At 66.6% G+C, this 22,933-nt stretch carries 22 protein-coding genes; 13 read left to right on the forward strand and 9 right to left on the reverse strand.

Translation table 11 applies throughout. From position 1 onward, the window contains the following. Positions 1-49: 49 nt before the first annotated feature. The 3 genes from D580_RS0105005 (at position 50) to D580_RS0105020 (ending at position 2,400) form a co-directional block, all read left to right on the forward strand. On the forward strand, positions 50-253 hold the full coding sequence (locus D580_RS0105005; RefSeq protein WP_018953334.1) for a hypothetical protein: 204 nt from the start codon (positions 50-52) through the stop codon (positions 251-253). Positions 254-472: 219 nt separating this feature from the next. Further along, entirely contained in the window at positions 473-1,324 is an 852-nt protein-coding gene (locus D580_RS0105015; RefSeq protein ID WP_018953336.1) for an isoaspartyl peptidase/L-asparaginase family protein, read from the forward strand. Continuing rightward, the gene (locus D580_RS0105020; protein ID WP_026289722.1) at positions 1,321-2,400 is read left to right on the forward strand and encodes a PA0069 family radical SAM protein; all 1,080 of its coding nucleotides are present in this window, start codon (positions 1,321-1,323) and stop codon (positions 2,398-2,400) included. The genes D580_RS0105015 and D580_RS0105020 overlap by 4 nt, the downstream gene beginning before the upstream one ends. Before the next feature lie 124 nt (positions 2,401-2,524). Here the strand turns inward: D580_RS0105020 and D580_RS0105025 are convergent, their stop codons facing one another. Further along, complete coding sequence (locus tag D580_RS0105025) at positions 2,525-3,958, reverse strand: HDOD domain-containing protein (RefSeq protein ID WP_018953338.1); 1,434 nt, start codon at positions 3,956-3,958, stop codon at positions 2,525-2,527. Between the two features lie 53 nt (positions 3,959-4,011). Here D580_RS0105025 and D580_RS0105030 point away from each other — a divergent pair, with 53 nt between their 5' ends. Next, positions 4,012-4,635: a hypothetical protein gene (locus D580_RS0105030; protein ID WP_051081778.1), complete on the forward strand. Its 624-nt coding sequence runs from the start codon at positions 4,012-4,014 to the stop codon at positions 4,633-4,635. Between the two features lie 120 nt (positions 4,636-4,755). Here the strand turns inward: D580_RS0105030 and D580_RS0105035 are convergent, their stop codons facing one another. The 3 genes from D580_RS0105035 to D580_RS0105045 are packed head-to-tail and all read right to left on the reverse strand — an operon-like array spanning position 4,756 to position 7,738. After that, the gene (locus tag D580_RS0105035; RefSeq protein WP_018953340.1) at positions 4,756-5,778 is read right to left on the reverse strand and encodes a M14 family metallopeptidase; all 1,023 of its coding nucleotides are present in this window, start codon (positions 5,776-5,778) and stop codon (positions 4,756-4,758) included. Further along, a complete protein-coding gene (locus D580_RS0105040) occupies positions 5,772-7,235 on the reverse strand; it encodes a glutamate--cysteine ligase GCS2 (protein ID WP_018953341.1) in 1,464 nt (487 codons plus the stop codon). The genes D580_RS0105035 and D580_RS0105040 overlap by 7 nt, the downstream gene beginning before the upstream one ends. A 41-nt stretch (positions 7,236-7,276) precedes the next feature. Continuing rightward, the gene (locus D580_RS0105045) at positions 7,277-7,738 is read right to left on the reverse strand and encodes a hypothetical protein (RefSeq protein WP_018953342.1); all 462 of its coding nucleotides are present in this window, start codon (positions 7,736-7,738) and stop codon (positions 7,277-7,279) included. A gap of 102 nt (positions 7,739-7,840) precedes the next feature. Here D580_RS0105045 and D580_RS0105050 point away from each other — a divergent pair, with 102 nt between their 5' ends. From D580_RS0105050 to D580_RS0105060, 3 genes are all read left to right on the forward strand, one after another. Continuing rightward, complete coding sequence (locus D580_RS0105050) at positions 7,841-8,404, forward strand: RNA polymerase sigma factor (RefSeq protein WP_018953343.1); 564 nt, start codon at positions 7,841-7,843, stop codon at positions 8,402-8,404. After that, positions 8,391-9,131 carry a hypothetical protein gene (locus D580_RS0105055; RefSeq protein WP_018953344.1) on the forward strand — a complete coding sequence of 247 codons (741 nt, stop codon included), beginning with the start codon at positions 8,391-8,393 and terminating at the stop codon, positions 9,129-9,131. Before D580_RS0105050 ends, D580_RS0105055 begins: the two co-directional genes overlap by 14 nt. Before the next feature lie 77 nt (positions 9,132-9,208). After that, positions 9,209-9,652: a DsrE family protein gene (locus D580_RS0105060; protein WP_026289723.1), complete on the forward strand. Its 444-nt coding sequence runs from the start codon at positions 9,209-9,211 to the stop codon at positions 9,650-9,652. Positions 9,653-9,772: 120 nt separating this feature from the next. Here D580_RS0105060 and murU read toward each other — a convergent pair whose 3' ends face one another. Both murU and D580_RS0105070 read right to left on the reverse strand, forming a co-directional pair. Beyond that, on the reverse strand, positions 9,773-10,456 hold the full coding sequence (gene murU, locus D580_RS0105065; protein ID WP_018953346.1) for an N-acetylmuramate alpha-1-phosphate uridylyltransferase MurU: 684 nt from the start codon (positions 10,454-10,456) through the stop codon (positions 9,773-9,775). Between the two features lie 3 nt (positions 10,457-10,459). Then, positions 10,460-11,485 (reverse strand): aminoglycoside phosphotransferase family protein, encoded by a 1,026-nt coding sequence (locus D580_RS0105070; protein ID WP_231363496.1) that lies wholly within the window; start codon positions 11,483-11,485, stop codon positions 10,460-10,462. A 405-nt stretch (positions 11,486-11,890) separates the two neighbouring features. Here D580_RS0105070 and glgX point away from each other — a divergent pair, with 405 nt between their 5' ends. The 3 genes from glgX (at position 11,891) to D580_RS0105085 (ending at position 15,870) form a co-directional block, all read left to right on the forward strand. Continuing rightward, a complete protein-coding gene (gene glgX, locus D580_RS0105075; protein WP_018953348.1) occupies positions 11,891-14,059 on the forward strand; it encodes a glycogen debranching protein GlgX in 2,169 nt (722 codons plus the stop codon). Positions 14,060-14,099: 40 nt separating this feature from the next. Next, positions 14,100-14,900 (forward strand): hypothetical protein, encoded by an 801-nt coding sequence (locus D580_RS0105080; RefSeq protein WP_018953349.1) that lies wholly within the window; start codon positions 14,100-14,102, stop codon positions 14,898-14,900. A 121-nt stretch (positions 14,901-15,021) separates the two neighbouring features. Further along, entirely contained in the window at positions 15,022-15,870 is an 849-nt protein-coding gene (locus D580_RS0105085) for a mechanosensitive ion channel family protein (RefSeq protein ID WP_018953350.1), read from the forward strand. A 129-nt stretch (positions 15,871-15,999) separates the two neighbouring features. On the opposite strand, the gene cpdA is transcribed toward D580_RS0105085, so the two are convergent. Beyond that, a complete protein-coding gene (gene cpdA / locus D580_RS0105090; protein ID WP_018953351.1) occupies positions 16,000-16,800 on the reverse strand; it encodes a 3',5'-cyclic-AMP phosphodiesterase in 801 nt (266 codons plus the stop codon). Positions 16,801-16,974: 174 nt separating this feature from the next. On the opposite strand from cpdA, the gene dksA reads away from it, so the two are divergent. Then, complete coding sequence (gene dksA, locus D580_RS0105095; RefSeq protein ID WP_018953352.1) at positions 16,975-17,379, forward strand: RNA polymerase-binding protein DksA; 405 nt, start codon at positions 16,975-16,977, stop codon at positions 17,377-17,379. Positions 17,380-17,607: 228 nt separating this feature from the next. Here the strand turns inward: dksA and argA are convergent, their stop codons facing one another. Continuing rightward, on the reverse strand, positions 17,608-18,951 hold the full coding sequence (gene argA, locus D580_RS0105100) for an amino-acid N-acetyltransferase (protein WP_018953353.1): 1,344 nt from the start codon (positions 18,949-18,951) through the stop codon (positions 17,608-17,610). Positions 18,952-19,011: 60 nt separating this feature from the next. Continuing rightward, positions 19,012-20,172 carry an acetylornithine deacetylase gene (gene argE, locus D580_RS0105105; protein ID WP_026289724.1) on the reverse strand — a complete coding sequence of 387 codons (1,161 nt, stop codon included), beginning with the start codon at positions 20,170-20,172 and terminating at the stop codon, positions 19,012-19,014. A gap of 114 nt (positions 20,173-20,286) precedes the next feature. Here argE and D580_RS0105110 point away from each other — a divergent pair, with 114 nt between their 5' ends. Continuing rightward, positions 20,287-21,393, forward strand: a complete 1,107-nt coding sequence (locus D580_RS0105110; protein ID WP_018953355.1) for a GNAT family N-acetyltransferase/peptidase C39 family protein — start codon at positions 20,287-20,289, stop codon at positions 21,391-21,393. Between the two features lie 23 nt (positions 21,394-21,416). Next, positions 21,417-22,889: a RimK family protein gene (locus D580_RS0105115; protein ID WP_018953356.1), complete on the forward strand. Its 1,473-nt coding sequence runs from the start codon at positions 21,417-21,419 to the stop codon at positions 22,887-22,889. The last annotated feature ends 44 nt before the right edge of the window (positions 22,890-22,933 follow it).

A 22,933-nucleotide genomic window follows, 5' to 3' on the forward strand; every position in this document is an offset into this window, starting at 1 on the left:
CAAGGCATAATAAACGGTTATGTTGAATCCATACGGGAGAAAAGCCGCTATGAAACGTTACGGTATCCGCGTCACCCTGCCCGAAGGCGACCCCATGCGCGCGCCCCACCTGCTGGGCGATGGCTGGGAGCAGTTCCGCTGGTACGACTCCGCCCAGGCCCGGGACCGGGCCTTCGAGGACATGCAGCGCCAGCTGCCCAACTACCGCAAGGGCGATGTGATCAGCCAGGTGCTTGAGAAGGTCGAAGGCTGAATTTATAAGGACGAAGTGCACGAAGGCCGGGAATCTTCCCGGCCTTCGTCGTCTGGGCGTGTCGTTGTGGGGCCGGGTGGGATCATGGATCATGGGAACAGAGGCCTGAGGTACCGAGGTTTGCATGTGGCTCATTGATCAACTGGTGGAGGCGCGGGTGGCGGAAGCCGCGGCCCGGGGCGAGTTCGACGCCCTGTGTGCCCGCGTCGAGGGGCGCTGATGACCCCGGTGCTGCTGGTCCACGGCGGCGCGGGCCGCTATCCCGAAGCCGATGACCGGGCCTCGGCCCTGGAGGGTTGCGAGGCGGCGGCCCGCGTGGGCTGGGCAGTGCTCAGGGCCGGCGGCAGCGCCCTGGATGCGGTCCAGGCTGGCGTCATGGCCCTGGAGGATGATCCCCGTTTCAATGCCGGCACCGGCTCGGTGCTCAATGCCGAGGGACGGGTGGAGATGGACGCGGCCATCATGGATGGCTCCACGGTGCGTGCCGGGGCGGTGGCGGCGGTGACCACGCTGCTCAATCCCGTGGCCGCCGCCCGGCGGGTGTTGGAGGAGGGTCGCACGGTGCTGCGGGTAGGCCCCGCCGCCGAGGCCTTCGCCCGGGAACAGGGTCTGGAGGCCGTCGATCCCGCGGCCCTGGTGACGCCCCGCCAGCGGGCCCGCTGGCAGGCGGCCCACGAGACCGTGGGCTGCGTGGCCCTGGATGCCCATGGGCGTCTCGCGGCGGCCACCTCCACCGGCGGTCTGTTCGACAAGCCGCCGGGCAGGGTGGGGGATTCGGCCCTGATCGGCTGCGGCACCTACGCCGACGAGCGCGGCGCGGTCTCCTGCACCGGGCAGGGGGAGGCCATCATCCGCGCGGCACTCGCCATGCGGGTGCTGTCCGGGCTCGGGGCCGATGCCGATCCCCAGACCGTGGCCCGCCAGGCCCTGCTGTGGCTCGCCCAGCGCACCGGCGCAGAGGCGGGTCTCATCCTCCTGGACCACCAGGGCCGCAGCGCCGTGGTGCACAACGCCCCGCACATGGCCTTCTGCCGCATCGAAGGCGAGGGGCGGGTGATCCGCGGCCTGTGAGTGACAAGACGCAGAGTCCGTTGCGGGGTCGGGGTGCGACCCGCAGTCCCGCCGCCCGGTACGAATCCACCCGCAGTGAGCCGGTGGACGACGGCTGGCACCAGGGGGAGGCCCTGCCGCCCCTTCGCACCCGGGTGACCGAGGAACGCCCCCGGCGGGTGATCTCCCGCAACGACTCCCCGGACGTGCCCTTCGAGCTGTCCATCAACCCTTACCGGGGCTGCGAGCACGGCTGCGTCTACTGCTTCGCCCGCCCCAGTCACGCCTACATGGGCCTTTCCCCGGGCCTGGATTTCGAGACCGAGCTGTTCGCCAAGTCCGGCGCGGCCGAACGCTTGCGAGAGGAACTGGCCCGGCCCGGTCACGTGCCGAGCCCCATCGCGCTCGGCATCAACACCGATGCCTACCAGCCGGTGGAGCGGCGCCTTAGGATCACTCGCGAGCTCCTGGAGGTGCTTGCCGAGGCCCGTCACCCGGTGACCATCGTCACCAAGTCGGCGCTGATCGAACGGGACCTGGACCTGCTCGCCCCCATGGCCCGGGCGGGACTGGCCCAGGTGGCGATGTCCATCACCACCCTGGACCGGGAACTGGCCCGGCGCATGGAGCCCCGGGCGGCGGCGCCCCAGCGGCGCCTGGAGACCATGCGTCATCTCAGCGAAGCGGGGGTGCCCGTCACTCTGCTGATGGCGCCACTCATCCCGGTCCTCACGGACGGCGAGGTGGAAGACTTGCTGGAGGCGGCCGCCCGGGCCGGCGCGGTGGCGGCGGGCTATGTGCTGCTGCGACTGCCCCTGGAGGTGGCGGAACTGTTCGAGGACTGGTTGCGCACCCACGTGCCGCTCAAGGCTGAGCACGTGCTGTCACGCATCAGGGACACCCGTGGCGGTCAGCTCTACGACGCCCGCTTCGGGCGGCGCATGGTGGGCGAGGGGGCATACGCGGAACTGCTGCGCCAGCGCTTCCGGCTGGCGCGCCGCCGCGTGGGGCTGGCAGGCCGGATGCCGGAACTGGATCTCTCGCAGTTCGTTCCGCCCAGTGTGCCATCGAAGGATGGGCAGCTGGATCTGTTCTGAGTGTCCGAAAGACCTGTTTGCCACAGAGGACACAGAGGACACAGAGGTCACAGAGACTGCTTCGGCTAGGAGACTTTGGCTGCTCCGCGCCTTTTTACTCTGTGACCTCTGTGTCCTCTGTGGCTTAAGAACCGGTTCTGAACACCTGCGCCAGGCCCAGGTTGGCCTGCTGGCAGAAGTGCATGAAGCTGGTGAAGGTGTCGGCGTCGAGCGGCCGGCCGCTGGGGTGACGATCGGCGTAGATGAGGCCCACGGGGCGTCCCGGCAGCGCGAGTGCCATCACCAGGCAGCCGCCGGCCTCGATCACCGGGCCCAGCACCGCGCCCGGAATGCCCAGACTGCGGGCCTCGTCCAGGTCCCGCAGCCAGTGGGCCCGTGGGGAGCCGAGCACCTTGCTCGGCAGGGCGCCGGGACTGGCGCCCGTGTCCAGGTCGAAGGCGGCCTTGAGGGGTTCCGTGTCCGGTCCCAGGCAATGCCGGGTCTGCAGTCGCTTGCGGTCCGCCCCCAGCAGGGCCAGCACCACCCGGTCCAGGCCCACACCCCGGTGCAGGCCCTCCAGCACCATGTTGAAGATCAGGTTCACGTCCGGCTGGCCTTCGAGCGTGCTGGCTAGTTCCCGCAGGATGCGCAGTTCCAGTGCCGGGTCGGGTTCGGGCCAGGGGGCGGGGGCGGCCTCGGCCTGTTCCGGACCCTGGTCCCGGACCGCAGCCCCGGGCCGGGGGATCAGCCTCGCCAGGTCCGGGGCGCCGTAATCGGCGGCGATCTCGGCGGCTAGGCGGGCGTTCTCGTGGGCCCGCTCGGTCATCACCTCCTGGCTCACGCCCGCCTCCTCGGCCATGCGCTTGAGCAGGCGCAGGGTCTCCGGATCGTCCCAGCCCCGTTCCGTTGCCTCGGCCAGGGCGATGCCGCGCTTGACGTGGTGTACCCGGCTGTCCCCCGTGCCCTCCAGGGCATCGCCGAGCAGGGGCGAGAGGCGCCATTCCCGGTTCAGGTTGGCGGTGAGCCGGCTCAGGCGAAAGCCCAGGACCTTCATCTCCGTGCGCGCCTGGGGCCCGTGGTCGGCCTGCAGGGCCTCGTCCAGGCGCTGTGCCGTTTCACCGCCGAAGCACCAGAAGGCCATGCGCCCCAGGTGATAGAGCAGCGCCGCCACGTAGACCTCCTCGGGGTCCCGCACCCGGCAGGCCTGGGCGAAGCTGCGCGCCTGTACGGCGGCGTGGAAGGCCCGTGCCATGTCCTGCATGACTCGCTCACGGGGCGGGTTCATGAGGGTGTTGATGATCGCCACCGAGACGCTCAGGGCACGCACGGTGTTCAGCCCGAGCACCACCACGGCGCGGCTGACCGTGCTCACCGGGTGTCCGGCGGGGTTGAAGAAGTTGCTGTTGGCCAGGCGCAGGACCCGGGCGGTGAGGGCGGAGTCCTGCAGGATGATGCGCGAGATCTCGGCGGCGGAACTGTCATCCCGCTCCGAGGCCTGGGCGATTTGTTGTACCGTAAGGGCCAGGACCGGCATGTCCTGATCCCGTAAACGGCGGGTCCATTCCTGCAGGTCATGCATGGTGCGAGATTCCGTCCCTGGGGTGATGATGTTTCGTTGCAAAAGGGCTTTGCATGTCTCGAATTATACGTGAGGCCTCCCCGCAGGCGGCCCGTCGTTCGTCGCCCGGCCGCTACAGCCTGGTGATCTTCCTGGTCCTCTGGCTCGCCGGCTGCGGCACCACCACGGTGATCGCGCCGTCGTCTCCGGCAGAGCCGGTGCCGGTGTTCCTGCTGGACCACGGGCGCACCAGCAGCCTGGTGCTGCCTGCCCCCGACGGCAGCATGACCCGCTACGCCTACGGGGACTGGCGCTACTACGCGGAGCGGGAGACGGGTCTGGGGCATGCCATCGCTGCCGTGCTCTGGCCCACCGAGTCGGCCCTGGGCCGCCGTCACCTGGCAGGCCCGGCCACGGAGGCCTCTGTGCGTGCCCAGGTGCGGGTGCCCATCCAGGAGATCCACGGCCTGTCCGTGGAGGCGGCCCGCGTGGCGGCCCTGCGTGGACGGCTGGATGGCTATTTCGAGACGGAGGTGGTGCGCGAGACCCCGGAGGTGGAGCTGGATTTCGTGGCCTACCCCCACCAGTACTCACTGCGCCACAACTCCAACGCCATTATTGCCGACTGGCTGGTGGAACTGGGCGCGGAGGTCAACCGACGACCGATCTGGTCGGGATGGCGGGTTGAGAGCAGGTAGAAGTGGCTAGTGGCTAGTGGCAAGGAAAATCACCCTCTCTCCCTCATGGGGAGGCATGGTGTGGTTTTCCTTGCCACTAGCCACTTGAGACTTGCCACTGTTCACCAGTCGCTCGGTCCCTCACGTCGCTGAGTCCGCCGCAAGGCTCATTCTCTCCATGAGGTAACACAAACAATCCTGCCTCACCACCCGCTCGTCCAGGGTGAGCATGGAGGGCATCACCGGGCGGCGCAGAATCAGGCGGTCCTGGTGGATGCCGAAGTAGGTCTCGGTGACCTCCTCGCCGATCTCGTTGCGTGCCTCCACCCCAATGCCGCCGCCGGGGCGGACGCTGCCCAGGGCGGTGCCGGCGGGCAGTTCCCGGAAGTTCATGTGGTCGATGTCCGGGTCGAAGCACAGGTCCGCGTCGCCGCGGCTGAAGGCGAAGCTCACCGTCTCGGGGACCTTGACCACCGCCACCGTGTGGAACAGGTCCAGGTCGTGGGGCGCCACCGGGTGCGTGGGTATCTCCGAGAGCTGCAGGCAGGCGGTGATGTATTCCCGGGCGTGTTCCACGCCGCGCGCATCGCCGGCCTTGCCGCATTCCAGGGTCACGGCGGGACACAGCTCGGCGAAGGCCATGGACTGCACGCCCCGGGGGCGCACGAAGTAGACCACGGTGCGTCCGAACAGGGTGGCCAGCTGCAGGAACGGCGTGTCCAGCCGGTTGATGCAGGCGTAGTGAGGGTTGAGGCCGGTGTTGTTGTGCACGTCCACGCTGGCGAAGGGGCGCAGTTCACCCATGCGCTCGGTGACCGCCGCCATGAGCCGGTGCTCCGGGGTGTCGCCGCCCTCGCCGCCGGGCCAGACCCGGTTGTAGTCCGGCTGGCCGTCCAGGCGCCGCAGGCCGTGGCGGGCGGCGGCCACGTTGCCCACGAACAGGGACAGGCTCCGGGGCAGGCCGCCGGCGGGCGGGTCCCGCAGCAGGGCCTGCACCGCCTCCAGGCCCGCCGGTTCGTTGCCGTGCAGCAGCACGGAGACGAACAGGGGCTCGGGGCGCCGGCCGGGCAAGTGGATCAGGGTCGGGCCGCCCAGCAGGGCCTCCAGGTCCGAGGGCCGGGCATCGAGGAATCCCTCGGGCAGGTGGTCCAGTTCCTTCAGCATGGGGTCTCCCCGGTGGCGGTCTGTGGCACCGGCCAGAGATGGACCGGGGTGTCGGTGCACTGCAGGGCCAGGTAGGCGTGCACCAGGGCGTGGAAGTCCGGGCCATGGGTGGCCACGAAGCGCCGCGCCCAGCTGGCGCCGTTCTGACCGCTGTCCACCCGGGCGCGCACGATGTCCAGGTAGCGGTCGGTGTCGTCGGCGTCCAGGCCCAGGCGTTCGAGGCCCCGCTGGGCCATGGGTAGCAGTTCCTCCAGGATCAGGGAGCGCACCGGACGGCTACGTCCGGCGGGCCATTCCACGTGGGCGTCGAGCCCGAAGCGGGCCGCCTGGTAGAAGTTGTCCCGGGCCTTCGAGAAGCCCATCAGCCCCTCCGCGCCGCCGGGGGTGGTCACCAGTTCTTCCACCAGGCCGTAGAAGAAGGCAGCGCTCGCCACGCTGTCGGCCAGGGTCGGGCCCGCGGGCACCACCCGGTGCTCGATGCGGATGTGGGGGCGGCCCTGGTCGTCGAAGCCGATCAGGGGCCGGTTCCAGCGCCAGATGGTGCCGTTGTGCAGGCGCAGGTGGCTGAACCGGGACGGGGGATCGTCGAAGCGGATGGGCAGCAGCACGGGGAAGTGCGCCAGGTTCTCCTCGAAGCACTCCAGGATGGATTCCCGGGCGAAGCCGGAACCGAAGCTCACCCGGCGCAGGGGGCCCCGGGCCGCGCCCTCGAAGCCGCCCACCTCCACCGCCTGTTCGAACACCGGAATGCGGGTCTCGTCCCAGAGGTCCTTGCCGAACAGGTAGGGGGCGTTGGCGGACAGGGCCACCATGGGCGCGCTGGCCAGGATGGAGGCGTTGTAGACCTTGTGGGCCACGGCGATGGGGGTCTGCAGGTGGATCTGAAAGGAGGTGGTGGCCGCCTCCAGCATCACGTCGTGATGTTCGTGGTGCAGGTGCTCCCGGCCCACGATGTCCAGTTTCAGCGGGCGACCCTGGCGGGAACGCACCACCTGGTCGTTGAGCGCCCGGTAGCGGTTCATGTCCGACATGTTGGCCAGGCACAGGTGCTCCGGGCGCAGGGTGGGCAGGATGCCGGTGAGCACCAGCTCGGCATCGCAGGCCCGGGCGGTCTGCCTGGCCTTCGCCCAGGTCTCGCCCATCTCCCGGTGCAGGTCCGAGAGCACGCTGCCGGTCAGTGACCGGGCGCTGGTGTTGAGCTCCACGTTGAAACGGGCCAGTTCAGGGCTCGCCAGGGGGTGCTTGAAGCGTTCCAGGAAGGCCTGGTTCACCGGGGCGGGTTCGTCGTGCCCGTCCACCAGCCAGGCCTCGATCTCGAAGCCGGCCACGGGGTGGCCGTCATCGAAGCGTCCGGCGGCCTCCAGGTCCCGGGCCAGGCGGGTCTCCTCGGCCAGGCGCTCGTGGAAGCGCGCGAAGTCCTGGTCGCTGAAACGGGTGTTCTGGATTTCCTGGCCCAAGCCTGCCTCGATGGGCCCGTGGCCCGGTGGTCTGTATCGTTTCAGTCGTCGTCTTGTTCGTCGTCATCGTCCAGGGGTTCGTCATACTGGGCCTCCAGCATGTCGCCCCAGAGTGCCTCGTGGTGTTCCAGGAACACCAGCAGGCGGTGGCGGAAGTCCAGCAGTTCCTGCTCGAAGGCCTTAAAGTCGTCACCGCCCTCCAGGCCCCGGACGCCCTGTTCCACCTGGTTGAGGGCATCGCGCAGGTTGAGACACGCACCCATGGCGCCCTTGACCCGCTCCCGGGGGTGGGGGATCCAGGCCCGGTCGCTGACCACGGAGCGCAGGTTCTCGCCCAGTTCCAGGAAGCGCTTGCGCAGCCGGGGCATGGCGCCCAGCTTGCTGCTGCGCAGGTCGCTCCACACCAGGGCCTCCATGAGCCGGGCCCAGCCTGCGCGCAGGGCCTGCACCTGCTCCGGGTCGAAGGCGAAGGCACGTTGCATCTGTTCGGGTTCAAAGGCCATGGGCGGGTCGGGTTCCGTTTTGTGAGGCAGTACGAAAAATACCTGGAATAAGGCTTCCGGCTGTGGCGTCCTAAGTGACAGCAACGATCCACAGGAACATCCATGGCCGTCATCAACTGGCTGCTGCAAAGGCGACTGAAGAACCGCATCGCGGATCTCAGGCCGCAATTATATCGGACCGCCTATGCCTGGTGTCATGACCCGGCGCGGGCCGATGATCTGGTGCACGAGGCGCTGGTCAAGGCCATCTCCCGTCTGCGCACCCTGCAGGACGAGGATGCGCTCAAGCCCTGGTTGTTCCGCATCATGACCAATTGCCACCGGGACTGGCTGCGCCGGCAGAAGGACACGGTGGATGTGTACGAGGTGGACCTGCCCTGCGAGGACTGCCCGGAGATGAATGCCGAACGGGCCGCCACGGTGAAGAGCGTGCGCGAGGCGGTGCGCGGCCTGAGCGACGACCAGCGCAAGGTGCTCACCCTGGTGGACCTGGAAGGCTTTTCTTACAGCGAGGTGGCCGAGATCCTGGAGGTCCCTATCGGCACGGTCATGAGCCGCCTGAGCCGGGCTCGCCAGCAGCTCAAGCGCGAGCTGCTGCGCAACGAACGCAAGGCCGGCGCCGCAACCAGTCTCAAGCTCGTAAGGAACCAGCATGAAAACGGATAAGCCCAGCGAAGAGATCCTCAACGCCTTCGTGGACGGCGAATTCTGCCCCGAGGAGCGCCTGGCCACCCTCAAGCAGATCTCCGCGGATGAGCAGCTGAGCCGGGAGGTCTGCGATCTCTGCCAGCTCAAGGAGATGGTGAACCTGGCCTACGAGCGGGTGCCGCCGCCGCCCCTGCGCCATGCCCGGGGTCGCAGCGCCCGGGGCGGACTGCTCGGTCCTGCCGCCGCCGCGGTGGTGATGATGCTCTCGGTAGCCGGCATCACCGGCGTGGGGCTGAGCCTCCAGGAGCCCGCGCCGCAGACCGTGCGTGTCAGCACGGCGGATCTCAGCCAGCCCCTGCACGGCACGATGCGCGAAGCCAGCCGCATCCTGCTGCATGTGAATACCGCGGACGTGGAACGCATCGCCAACATGCTCGACGAGGTGGAACTGCTCATGGCTGCCGCCGAGCAGCAGGGTGTGGCCCTGCAGATCCAGGTGGTGACCCATGGCGAGGGTCTGGCCCTGCTGCGCGAGGACGTCTCGCCCTTTCCACAGCGGGTGGCCATGCTCGCGGAACGTTTTCCTCACCACCTGAGTTTCACCGCCTGCCTCAACACCATCGAGCGTCTGCGGCGGGAAGAGAACATCCACGTGCGCCTGCTGCCCGCGGCGCAGGTGATCAATTCTGGCGTGGCGGAGGTGATCCGTCGCCAGTCCCAGGGCTGGGCCTATATCCAGGTCTGACCCCGGGAATCAGCAAGGCAGTAGCCCCTGTAAGCATCAACCATAACCATTAGATCGAGTGAAGGAGTGGAGCAGTCATGAAAAAGATTCTTGTATCCCTGATGGCCCTGGCCGCCCTGATGATGGTCCTGCCCGGCACCGCCCTGGCCGTGGATTACGGCAAGCAGAAGGTGGTTTACCACATCAACGGCGGTGATCCCCAGCAGAACCAGCTGGCCATGCGCAACATCCAGAACCACATCAATGCCGTGGGCGCCGAGAACATGGACATCAAGGTGGTCATGCACGGTGCCGGCCTGAACCTGCTGATCAACGCCAAGGAAAATGCCGATCTGCGCGCCAGCGTGGACAACCTGAAGATGCAGAACGTGGAGTTCCAGATCTGCAACAACACCATCGTGGGTCGCAAGCTGGACCTGGCCAATGATCTGTACGACGCCAAGCCCGCCGACGTGGTCCCCAGCGGCGTGGCCCACCTGTCCTACCTGCAGGCCCAGGGTTACACCTACATCAAGCCCTGATCACGAATCGCGGATTCCTCCTGTAACAGGATTGAGCCCGGGCATGTCCCGGGCTTTTTTATGCGTGAGGGGGCGGGCGAGAGGTGTGAGGTGTGAGGAGTTAAGCGTCAGGGTTGCCGTCTATCCCTTCACGTCTGACTCGTCTCCGGCAACAAGCCAGGCATCGAGCTGCGCGAGTCTTTCCGGTGTGCCCACGTCCAGCCAGCGGCCGCGGTGATGTTCGCCGCTGACGCGGTCCCCGGCCATGGCGGCGCGCAGCAGGGGGGCGAGGGGGAAGCGTCCCTCGGCGTGGTCTGCGAAGAGTTCAGGCCGGTACCAGCCGATGCCGCTGAAGGTGAGTCTCGGTGCGCCCTCGCTGTGCACCCGTCCATGTGTCAGTGCGAAGTCACCGTTCGGGTGATGCCCCGGGTTGTCCACCAGGACCAGGTGCGCCAGATCCTGCTCGGCAAGGCGCGGGGGTGTCAGGGGGTGATCGCACCAGACATCGCCGTTGACCACCAGGAAGGCCTCATTGCCCAGCAGCGGCAGTGCGCGGCGAATGCCGCCGCCGGTCTCCAGGGCCTCGCCTTCCGGTGAGTAGCGGATGCGCAGTCCGAAGCGCGAGCCGTCTCCCAGGTGCGCCTGGATCTGCTCGCCCAGGTGCGCCAGGTTGATGACGATGTCGTGGTAGCCCGCCTGCGCCAGGCGCAGCAGGTGGTGCTCGATGAGCGCCCGGCCACCCGCCATGAGCAGGGGCTTGGGGGTGTGGTCGGTGAGCGGGCGCATGCGTTCGCCGCGACCTGCGGCCAGGATCATGGCGTGCATGTCTCAGCCTCGCAGTTCGCGCCGTTGTGCGGCTGGCAGGTAGTGCTCGAACCAGGCGCGCACCGGGGCCAGTGCCGGCTGCGCCAGCTCCTCTTCCAGCAGGCGCCAGAGCCGGGGCAGGTGGCGCAGGTAGACGGGCTTGGCATCACGGCGCCACAGTCGGGTGAAGATGCCGATGATCTTGGTGGTGCGCTGAGCGCCCAGCACCCAGTACGCGGATTCAAACTCTGCGCGATCCAGTTCCGGGTGGGCCGCCAGATAGCGCTCGCGCATCCGGCTGGCCAGCTCGGCGGGCACATCGCGGCGCGCATCGCGCAGCAGGGAGACCAGGTCATAGGCCGGCGATCCCAGCAGGGCATCCTGGAAATCCAGCAGGCCGCAGGCGGCGATGCCTTCGCGGTCCTTCAGGACCATCAGGTTGTCCACGTGGAAATCGCGCAGCACCAGCACCGGCATCAGGGTCCGGGTGGCTGCGGGCAGCACCGCGCGCCAGGTGTCTTCGAAGGCGCGACTGACGTCCTCGGGGCACGGGGTGCCAAACACCTCGGGCCAGTACCACTCGATCAGGAGGCGCGCCTCGCGCAGCAGTTCCTCCTCGCCGTACACCGGTGGCGGTTCCAGGGTGTGATCGGCCCACCAGCGGGTGTGCAGGGCGGCCAGGGTATCCGTGGCCAGGGTGTAGAGGGCGGCTTCGTCGTCGCCAGCGGCCAGTGCCCGGGTGAAGGTGCGATCCCCCAGGTCCTCCAGCAGCAGGAAGCCGGCCCCGGTGTCGGCGCCGAGCACCCGGGGCACGCTCAGGCCCAGCTGCTCGAGACAGCCGGCGATGTGCACGAAGGCGGCGGGGTGCTCCCGTTCCGGGGGCGCGTCCATGACGATCCAGCTGTGCCTGGCGTCGCCCACGCGGAAGTAGCGACGGAAGCTCGCATCGGCGGACAGGGGGCGGGTTGCGCGCACGCCGGGGCCGAGCACGCCGGAGAGCCAGGCGTTGAGGGCGTCGCGTCGCGGATCCGTGTCCGTGGTGTCGCTCATGGGGTGTGTGAGGGCCTGGGAAGAGACGGGCGATCCGAAATTGTGCAGCATTCCCGTGCCGCTGTCGCCTGTGCGTCCTGCGCAGCCATCCAAGATTGCAAGGTCAAGAAGCCGGCTTCTATACTCTTAGCCCGAATGTTTCATGAATTCGCGCGATGATCGCGCAGGATATTGGCCGCACAGGGGATTTTCCGAGGGAGCGCCGTATAGGGCTATACGGCCGACTGAGGAAAATCCCCTGTGCGGACAAGAGACAAGCGAGGGCGCGCGCAATTCATGAAACATTCGGGTTAGTTCATCTTCCCGGGCCTGCGCGTGGACAGTGAATCACACGCGTCGGCCGTCCTGCACCGATCCCGGAGCATCCGTGTCGCCACCCATCACCTGTCTTCGTGAGGCCCACCCATGAGCCGGACCGGGTTGGCCGTCTGGCCTGGCAGTCCCTATCCCCTGGGTGCCACCTGGGACGGCGAGGGCGTGAACTTCGCGCTGTTTTCCGAGCACGCGGAACGGGTGGAGTTGTGCCTGTTCGATCCCCGGGGCAAGCGCGAGGTGCAGCGCATCGAACTGCGCTGGCAGACCGACCAGGTGTTTCATGCCTATCTGCCCGAGATCCGCCCGGGGCAGCTCTACGGTTACCGCGTCTACGGACCCTACGATCCGTCCCAGGGCCATCGCTTCAACCATCACAAGCTGTTGCTGGATCCCTATGCGAAGCAGTTGGTGGGACAGGTGCGCTGGAGCGACGCCCTGTTCGGCTACCGCATCGGTGCGCCCAGGGAAGACCTGCAGATGGACCGCCGCGATTCAGCCCCGGGCATGCCCCGCTGCCAGGTGATCGACACCGCCTTCACCTGGGGCGACGATCGCCATCCGAAGGTGCCCTGGCACGATACGGTGATCTACGAACTGCATGTCAAAGGGTTCACAGCGCTCAACGAGCTGGTGCCGCCGACCCTGCGCGGCACCTATGCGGGCCTCGCCACCGCGCCGGTGATCAGCTATCTCAAGCGCCTGGGCGTCACCGCGGTGGAGCTGATGCCGGTGCACGCCTTCGTCGATGACCGCAACCTGGTGGCCCAGGGACTGCGCAACTACTGGGGCTATAACTCCATCGGCTACTTCGCACCGGACCTGCGCTACAGCGCCTCGGGTGAGGTCGATGAATTCAAGACCATGGTCAAGACCCTGCACAGCGCCGGCATCGAGGTGATACTGGACGTGGTCTATAACCACACCGCCGAAGGCAATCAGCTGGGACCGACCTTCTGTTTCCGGGGCATCGACAACAGTGCCTACTATCGCCTGGTCAACGAGGACCGGCGTTTCTACATGGACTACACCGGCTGCGGAAATACGCTGAACATGCGTCATCCGCGGGTGTTGCAGCTGATCATGGATTCCCTGCGCTACTGGGTGCAGGAGATGCACGTGGACGGCTTCCGCTTCGATCTCGCCTCGGCGCTGGCCCGCGAGCTGCACGCGGTGGACCGCCTGGGCGCCTTCTTTGACATCATTCACCAGGACCCGGTGCTCTCCCAGGTGAAGCTCATCGCCGAACCCTGGGACCTGGGCGAAGGCGGTTACCAGGTGGGCAATTTCCCGGTGGGTTGGACCGAGTGGAACGGTCGCTACCGGGATTCCGCGCGCGCCTACTGGAGGGGCGACGAGGCCATGATGGCGGACATGGCCTACCGGCTGACCGGGTCCTCGGATCTCTACGAATCCAGTGGACGCCGTCCCTACGCCAGTATCAATTTCATCACCTGTCACGACGGCTTCACCCTCGAGGACCTGGTCAGCTACAACCACAAGCACAACGAGGCCAACGGCGAGGGCAACCGCGATGGCGAGGCTCACAACCTGTCCTGGAACTGTGGCGAGGAAGGTCCTACGACCAACGGCCATATCCGCGCTTTGCGCGCGCGCCAGAAACGCAACCTGCTGGCCACCCTGTTCCTGTCCCAGGGCATTCCCATGCTCACGGCGGGCGACGAACGCGGGCGGACTCAGCAGGGAAACAATAACGCCTATTGCCAGGACAACGCGCTGAGCTGGCTCGACTGGGAACTGGACAGCGAGCGCAGAACGCTGCTGAGTTTCGTGCGCCGGCTCATCCGCCTGCGCCGTGAGCACCCGGCGCTGCGCCGTCGCCAGTTCTTCCGGGGACACCACGTCAATGGCGGGCACCTGAAGGATCTCACCTGGTTGCGTCCCGATGGCGAGGAGATGACCGACGTGGACTGGCATCAGCCCTTCGGGCGGGTGCTGGGCATGTTCGTGGCCGGCGATGCCTTTGAGGAATATGACGAGTACGGGCGCAGGATCCAGGACTCGGACCTGATCCTGCTGTTCAACGCCCATCACGCGCCCATCGACTTCCGTCTTCCGGCCGAGCCAGCCCGGACCCGCTGGGCGGTGCTGGTGGATACCCATTTCGAGGATGGGGAACGCGCGGACCGGCGCAATTTTCACAGTCACGAATACTATCCCCTGCAGGGCCGTTCGGTGGTGCTGCTCATCAACACCAGCCGACCGGTCAAGCCGGTGCAGGACTGCGACGGCCTGATCTAGTGTTGATGCAAGGGACGATGGTAATAGAAGAGGAGAGGATGTGAACGACAAGTCGCAATCCGAGGTCTGGTGGGATCGCCGTGAGGTGCCGGTGGGGGAGGGGCTGCGCTATGTCATCGGACCCCTGACGCTGCAGCTGTTTCGCAGCCGTAACTCCTGGCGTCTCTGGACCGCACGCGTGCCGGCCGACGAGACGCAGCCCTCCGAGGCGCTGGTGGAGCGGCTCACCAACATGCCTGGCGAGGAAGACGCCGAGCGCTTCGTGTTCGGCAACAGTCCCGCGTCCCTGCGCTTGCGCCCCATGCTTGCTGACCGCTCCGTGGTCATCCGCGCGCGCCAGTCGGTGTTTGTGCCCCCTGGCGAGGAGGCCACCCTTTACCTGAGCTCACCCGTGTGGATCTCCCTGGATCTTGGTGATCCGGCGCGCAGCCTGCGCGAGATACTCGTATCCCAGCTCTCCGACACCTGGTTCGGCCCCTCCACCCGGGAGGGAGAGCTCTGCTACGCGGCACGCACCCATGCGCGCAATCACCTGGAACAGGTGCCGCGCCGTCCGCACCGGGCGATCACGCCGGTGAAGGTGCGCAATGAGGCCAGCACACTGCTGCCCATCGAGAAGCTCAACCTGCCGGTGCCGCTGCTGTCGGTCTATGGAGATACCGACAAGGGCCTGTGGACCGAGGAGGTGCACTTGACCCGTTCAGCGGACAGCGACATGGCGGCCCTGCGGGTGGTGCCAGGTGTGCCCGGCCATGCGCCCCGGGCAGAACGGCTGAGCGGGCCGCGGACGGAGCCAGGACGCGGTGGGCTGGTGCGGGCGTTTACGGATCTATTTGGTTAACGGCGATTCAAGATTCAAGATTCAAAATTCAAAGCTTGAAGCTGCGGCAGGCGCCAAGAACAGCTGGTCTCCCCTTTGAATCTTGAATTTTGAATCTTGAATGGCTCCCTTGGAGCGATTGATGATCGACACGATTCTGAACTATCTGGCCAGCGATCAGGTGATGGGTGCCCTGCGCGCCATCCTGTTCCTGCTGGTGGGCTTCGTCCTGGCACGGGTGGTCTCGCGCCTGGTGCAGCGGCTCATGCTGCGTCGCTTCACGGCCCACCACGCCATGATCTTCCGGCGCCTGGCCTTCTATCTCATCCTGGGCCTGTTCGCGGCCTCGGCCCTGCGCGAACTGGGCTTCAACCTGGCGGTGCTGCTGGGTGCGGCGGGCGTGCTCTCGGTCGCCATCGGCTTTGCCTCCCAGACCTCGGCCTCCAATCTCATCAGCGGCCTGTTCCTGATCGGCGAGCGGCCTTTCGGCGCCGGGGACGTGATCAAGGTGGGCAACACCACCGGCGAGGTGCTGTCCGTGGACCTGCTGTCGGTGAAGCTGCGCACCTTCGACAACCTGTTCGTGCGCATCCCGAACGAGACCCTGATCAAGAGCGAGGTGACCACGCTGACCCGCTTCCCCATCCGCCGCTTCGACCTGCAGGTGGGGGTGGCCTACAAGGAGGACATCGAGCGGGTGCGCAAGGTGCTCATGGACGTGGCGGACAGGAATCCCTTGTGCCTGGACGAGCCCAAGCCGCTGTTCATCTTCAACGGCTTCGGCGATTCGTCCCTGAACATCCAGTTCTCGGTCTGGGCCAAGCGGGAGAACTTCCTGGACCTGCGCAACAGCATGCAGATCGAGATCAAGAAGGCCTTCGACGCCGAGGGCATCGAGATCCCGTTCCCGCACATGACCCTGTACACCGGCAGTGTCACCGATCCCTTCCCGGTGCGCATGGTGGGGCCGGATCCGGCGAACGATCGCTGAAGATCAAAAGCCGGAACGCAAAGGGCGCAAAGGGCTGCGCAAAGAGCGCGAAGGAACACTTTTTAACTAAAGAACCCTTGCGACCTTAGCGCAACCCTTCGCGACCTTTGCGGTTTGCTTTTAGATTTTTCATCGCGATACGGAGCGCATCGCCTTGGACGGTTCGTCCACGTAGATCACCTGCGTCTCGATGCGGCCGTCCGGGTGCAGGGTGAGGTGCCGCCAGGCGGGGGGCAGGGCGTCCAGTGCGAAGTCGTCGCTTTCCGGCAGGAACTGCAGGCAGGTGGAGGGGGTGCCGATGAGCCTCACGCCCTTGCGCACGGCCTCGAAGTCCTGGTGGATGTGGCCGAACAGCAGGCCGCGCACCTGGGGGTGGCGGTCGGTGATCTGGAACAGGGCCTCGGCATCGGCCAGTTTCATGCGATCCATCCACCGGCTGCCCACGGCCACGACCGGGTGATGCAGGCAGATCAGCGCATTGCGGGCCGGGTGGCGGGACAGGGTCTCTTCCAGGAATTCCAGTTCGTCGGTATCGAGAGCGCCCCCGGCATGGCCCGGGATGGTGCTGTCCAGCATCACCACGACCCAGTCTTCCCGGGTGATCACCCGGGCACAGTCGATGCCCGGTGCATCCGCGAGTGCCTCTTCCATGACCTGGGGTTCATCGTGGTTGCCCGGCAGGCAGTGCACGGGCATGGGGAGGCCGGACAGCACCTTGCGCAATTGCGCGTAGGTGGCGGGCACGGGGCGTTCGGCCAGATCGCCGGTGGCGAGCATGAGGTCCGCCTGGGGGCAGCGGGCACGGATGTCCGCGAGCACCCGGGCCAGGGTCGCGCCGGTGTCGATGGCCACCCCGTACATGCCTTCGGAGGGCGCGCCCAGGTGCGGGTCGGTGATCTGCACCACCGTGAGTGGACGGGATCGGTTCATGGTCTGTCCTGACCGGTCTGGATGAAATGGCGCGAGAGTATACGGATGCGGGACTGCACTGCAATGACAGAGGGGTGGATGGCGTCTGTCCGCGGGCCTGTGATGTGCGGCATAACCTGCCTATACTGTCCTTTTTGGGCCGTTGCAACGGCCCCCCAGGGAGGCTAGGCCCCCATGCAAGAAGATCTTCCCGAGGACTACCGTCCCTCCGAGTCCGAGCCCTACATGAGCCCGATGCAGCTGGCCTATTTCCGGCGCAAGCTGTTGCAGTGGCGTGATGAACTGCTCGACGAGTCCGAGGAAACCATCCGCAACCTGCGCAACGAGGAATGGCGCGAGCCGGATCCCAACGACCGGGCCAGCCGGGAGAGCGACGCGAGTCTGGAACTGCGCACCCGCGACCGCTACCGCAAGCTGATCGGCAAGATCGACGCCGCCCTGCGGCGCATCGATGACGGCAGTTACGGCTACTGTGATGAGACCGGCGAGCCCATCGGCCTGGCGCGCCTTGAGGCCCGCCCTATTGCCACCCTGACCGTCGAGGCCCAGGAGCGCCACGAGCGGGACGAGCGGCGCTAGGCGCAAGGCAAAACGCGATTTGCCACAGAGGACACAGAGGTCACAGAGAAAAAGCGATTGGCGTGTGCTTTGCGTAGGTCGGGCTTCAGCCCGACAGCCAATGCTTCGTGTTGCACCGCTGTCGGGCTGAAGCCCGACCTACGTTAATGCATGTCTTGATTTGACTCTGTGACCTCTGTGGCTAAAAGGTAGTTTGTTGTTCTGTCAGGCATGGCGGATTGCCGCGCCTCACGCCTTCCGCTTCACCCCTATCGCCTTGATGAATATCTTCGAATTGCGCTGATAGTTGTAAAGCTCCCGTCTGCGCAGGGGCAGGGCCTTGATGTCGCCGGGCTCGAAGCCCCGTTCCCGGAACCAGTGGGCGGTGCGGGTGGTGAGTACGAACAACCGGCCGATGCCCAGGGCTTTCGCCTCCGATTCCACGAACTCCAGCAGACGATCTCCCCGTCCCGCGGCACGGTACTGCGGGTGGATGGCCACGCAGGCCAGTTCCCCCACCGCCTCCTCGGGGAAGGGATACAGGGCCGCGCAGCCCAGCACCACGCCGTCGCGCTCGATGACGCAGAAACGGTCGATCTCCAGTTCCAGCTGTTCCCGTGAACGGCGCACCAGCATGCCTTCTGCCTCCAGGGGCTGGATCAGTTCCAGGATGCCGCCCACGTCGTCGATGGTGGCCCGGCGCAGGCGCTCGTAGGTCTCGCCGGTGATCAGGGTGCCCACGCCGTCCCGGGTGTAGAGCTCCAGCAGCAGGGCACCATCCAGGGACCGGTCCACCAGGTGTACCCGCTCCACCGCCTGTCGGCAGGCGTGGATGGCACTCTTCAAGTGCTGGGCGGTCTCCGGCGCCAGGCTGCGGCGCTTGTCCAGCCACGCCTGGGCCTCGGCGGCGGTGAGCTGGGTCACCGGCCGGCGGCGTCCGTCGCGCAGGGTCTGGGTCTCGGTGAGGAAGATGAGCTTGTCCGCCTTGAGGGCGATGGCGGTGGCCGTGGCCACGTCCTCGGCGCTCAGGTTGAACACCTCGCCGGTGGGCGAGTAACCCAGCGGCGAGAGCAGGGCCAGCTCCCCCGATTCCAGGTGCCGGCGGATGCCCTCGGCATCGATGCGACGCACCTCGCCGGTGTGCTGGTAGTCCACCCCGTCGCGCACGCCCAGGGGCTTGGCGATGACGTGGTTGCCCGAGGCCACGCGGATGCGCGCGCCGCTCATGGGGGTGTTGGACAGCCCCATGGACAGCAGGGCCTCGATCTCCACCCGCAGGCAGCCGGCCGCTTCCTTGACCACGGCCAGGGCGTCGCTGTCGGTGACCCGCAGGCCATGCTCGTAGCGGAACTCCAGGCCCCGGGCGCGCAGGCGCTGCTCGATCTGCGGGCGCGCACCGTGCACCAGGACCAGGCGCACGCCCAGGCTGTGCAGCATGGCGATGTCGTGGATCAGCTGGGGAAAGCTCGCGTCCTGCACCGCCTCGCCGCCGAAGGCGATGACGAAGGTGCGCCCCCGGTGGGCGTTGATGTAGGGGGCGGCGTTGCGAAACCAGTTGATCTGGGAAAGTTCGGGCCTGTTGTTCTTCTTCATCAAGGGATTACCCGGGTGCCTGTCTCAATGTTCGAGCATACCGGAAGCCCACGCGCCACGTCAGCGTGTCGGCTTGAGACAGAAACTGGTGATCAGCGAACGCAGCATGTCCAGGGTCGGCGGGATGCGGTCCAGGGCCAGGTACTCGTCGGGCTGATGGGCCTGTTCGATGTCGCCGGGCCCGAGCACCACCACGTCCATGTCCAGGTCGCGCAGGTAGGGTCCTTCGGTGCCGAAGGCTACCGCCCCGGCGGGGTGGCCGGTGAGCATCTCCGCGGCGCGCACAATGGGCGCATCCGCCGGGGTCTCCATGGCCGGCGTGCCGTCGAACAGGCGGAACACCTCGAGCCCCAGGCCGGTGTCGGCCAGGGTGCGCGCGAGCCGCGTTTCCAGGGCATCGCGCAGTTCGTCCAGGTCCATGCCCGGTAGGGGGCGCAGGTCGATGTGCAGTTCGCAGTGGCCGCAGATGCGGTTGGGGTTGTCGCCGCCGTGGATGTGGCCCAGGTTGAGCGTCGGCGTGGCCACCTTGAACAGGGGGTTGCTGTAGCGCTGCTGCAGTTCGTGGCGCCAGGCAAGAATCTCGGCGATCGCCTTGTGCATGCCTTCCAGGGCGTTGTTGCCGAGACGGGGGTCGCTGGAATGGCCGGAACGCCCGGTGATGCGCACCGCCTCCATGAGGATGCCCTTGTGCATGCGCACCGGGCGCATGCCCGTTGGCTCGCCGATGATGGCGTGGCGCCCCAGGGGGCGGCCGGCGGCGCGGATGGCCTTGGCGCCGGCCATGGAGCTTTCCTCGTCCGCGGTGGCGAGGATCACCAGGGGCTGGTGGAACTGCTCGGCGGCCAGGCCCCGGGCCGCCTCCAGGGCCAGGGCCAGGAAGCACTTCATGTCCGAGGTGCCCAGACCGTAGAAGCGTCCGTCCCGCTCCGTGAGCTTGAAGGGATCCTGGCGCCAGAGTCCGGGGTCGCAGGGCACGGTGTCCGTGTGCCCGGCCAGCACCAGTCCGCCGGGTCCACGGCCCAGGGTGGCCACCAGGTTGGCCTTGTCCGGGTGGCCCTCGATGGGGGTGATCTCCACGGCGAAGCCCGCCGCCTCGCACCAGCCGGCCAGCTCGTCGATGAGCGCCCGGTTGCCCATGTCGAATTCCGGGGAGACGCTGCTCACCGACGGCTGGGCGATGAGCCGGGTAAGCATGTGGGTGAGGCTGGGGAGTTGTTTCATGGTGGTGTGGCCGAGAGACAAGAGGCAAGATACAAGATACAAGAGAAAACCAGCCGTGTAATCGTGCGAATCTTGCCTCTTGTATCTTGCCTCTTGTCTCTAGAGACTTCCTCAATGATCCGCCCCGCCGAAGTCACCGACATCCCCGCCCTGGTCGACCTGGAACAGCGCTGTTTCCAGACCGACCGTCTGTCCAGGCGCCAGTTCCGCTACATGCTCACCAAGGCCAATGCCCATGTGCTGGTCAACGCGCAGAACGGGGAGATCAACGGCTACGTGCTGCTGCTGTTCAGCCGGGGCACCTCCATGGCGCGGCTGTATTCCATCGCCGTGGACGAGAGCACCCGGGGGCAGGGCATCGGCCAGGCCCTGGTGGAGGCGGCCGAGGCCGAGGCCCGGGACCGGGACTGCGCCTATCTGCGCCTGGAGATCCGCAAGGACAACACCGCCTCCATCGCCCTGTTCACCCGCCTGGGCTATGAACCTTTCGGCGAGTACGGCGACTATTACGAAGACCACATGGACGCCTGGCGTTATGAAAAGTCCCTGGCGCCCAATCTGAGTCCCGACCTGGTGCGGGTGCCCTACTACGAACAGACCCTGGATTTCACCTGCGGACCGTCCTCGGTGATGATGGCCATGAAGGCCCTGGACCCGAACCTGGACCTGGACCGCAAGCTGGAGTTGCGCATCTGGCGCGAGGCCACCACCATCTTCATGACCTCCGGCCACGGCGGCTGCGGCCCCTATGGCCTGGCGCTGTCGGCGGCGCACCGGGGATTCGGCGTGGAACTGGTGATCAACGACGCGCGCATGCCCCTGCTGGACTCGGTACGCAGCGAGGAGAAGAAGGAGGTCATGCGCCTGGTCCAGGAGGACATGCTGGACGAGATCCAGACCCTGGGCATCCCGGTGCACTATGGCTCCCTGAGCGTGGACGACCTGCGCGCCCGCTTCGATGCCGGCGGCGTTCCGGTGGTGCTCATCAGCTCCTACCGTATCTACGGCGAGAAGTTTCCCCACTGGGTGGTGGTGACCGGTTTTGATGATCACTTCATATACGTGCACGACCCGTTCGTGGATTATGAGGCCGGGGAGACACCCATGGACTCCATCAACATGCCCATCCCAAAGCGCGATTTCGAGCGTATGGCCCGCTATGGCAAGGCCGGGCTCAAGGCCGTGCTGGTGATCTATCCCAAGACCGATACACTGCCCTGACGCGAGGCATAAAAGAGCAGCCAATGTCCGACCATGTTCTGCTGATCGAACAGCCCGGGGACTGGAAACCCCACTTCCCTGAATACCCGGTGATGCTGGCCCGGGATTACCTCACCAAGGCCCCGGAGACCGGCGGCCGCCAGTTGCGGGTGATCAACCTGTGCCGCAGCAGCCGCTACCTGAGCGTGGGCTATTACTGCTCCCTGCTGGCCGAGGCGCGCAACCACAAGGTGGTGCCCACGGTGCGCACCCTGCAGGATCTCTCCCGCAAGGCCATCTACAGCCTGGACACCGAGGACATCGATCGGAAGGTGGCCAGGGTGCTGGGGCGCAAGCGCGCCGGCCTTCAGCCCACCGCCTTCGAGATGACCGTGTTCTTCGGGCATTGCGCGCCCAAGGAGATGCAGGAGATCGCCCAGCAGCTGTTCTCCATCTTCCGCGCGCCGCTTTTCAAGGTGGAGTTCAAGCTGGCGGGGCAGTGGCGCATCGATGCCCTGAAGCCCCTGTCCCTGCAATCGCTGACGCCGGAGCAGGAGACGGATTTCTTCGCCGCCCTGGAGTCCTATCTCAAGCGTCCCTGGCGCAAGCCGAGGGGGTCGCGCAGCTACAAGTACGACCTGGCCATCCTGCATAACCCGGACGAGGAACTGCCGCCGTCGAATCGCGCGTCGCTCGCCAACTTCGCGCGCGTCGGCAAGACCCTGGGCCTGGAAGTGGATCTCATCGACCGCAAGGACTTCTCCCGCCTGGCGGAGTACGACGCCCTGTTCATCCGCGAGACCACGCGCATCGACCACTACACCTACCGCTTCGCCCGCAAGGCCGACAGCGAGGGCATGGTGGTGATCGACGATCCGGACTCCATCCTCAAGTGCACCAACAAGGTGTACCTGGCGGAGCTGCTGGCCGCCCACAAGGTGGCCACGCCGCGCACCCTGATCCTGAGCAAGGACAACCTGCTGGCCGCCGAAGAGAGCATCGGTTATCCGGTGGTGCTGAAGATCCCCGACGGCTCGTTCTCCCGGGGTGTGTTCAAGGCGGACAACCGCCAGGAGCTGGAGAGTATCGGCAAGAACCTGTTCAAGGATTCGGATCTCATCCTGGCGCAGGAATTTGCCTACACGGAATTCGACTGGCGGGTGGGCATCATGAACAAGCAGCCCATCTACGTGTGCCAGTACTTCATGTCCCGCAAGCACTGGCAGATCGTCAACCACCAGGCCAAAGGCAACCCCCGCCAGGGCGGGTTCCGCACCCTGGCCGTGGAGGACGCACCGCCCGAGGTGGTTAAGACCGCCCTGCGCGCCGCCAATCTGATCGGCGACGGTCTGTACGGCGTGGATCTGAAACAGACCCAGAAGGGCGTGGTGGTGATCGAGGTCAACGACAACCCCAACCTGGACGCGGGCGTGGAGGATGCGGTGCTTAAGGACGAACTCTACAAGCGCATCCTGGAAGACTTCGTGCGCCGTTTGGATCGTAAGCGCAAGCGGTGAATTGGACAGGTTGAAAAGCGTTCAACGCAAAGACGCGAAGGCGC

Source organism: Thioalkalivibrio sulfidiphilus, assembly GCF_000377945.1.
Lineage (GTDB): Bacteria > Pseudomonadota > Gammaproteobacteria > Ectothiorhodospirales > Ectothiorhodospiraceae > Thioalkalivibrio_A > Thioalkalivibrio_A sulfidiphilus_A.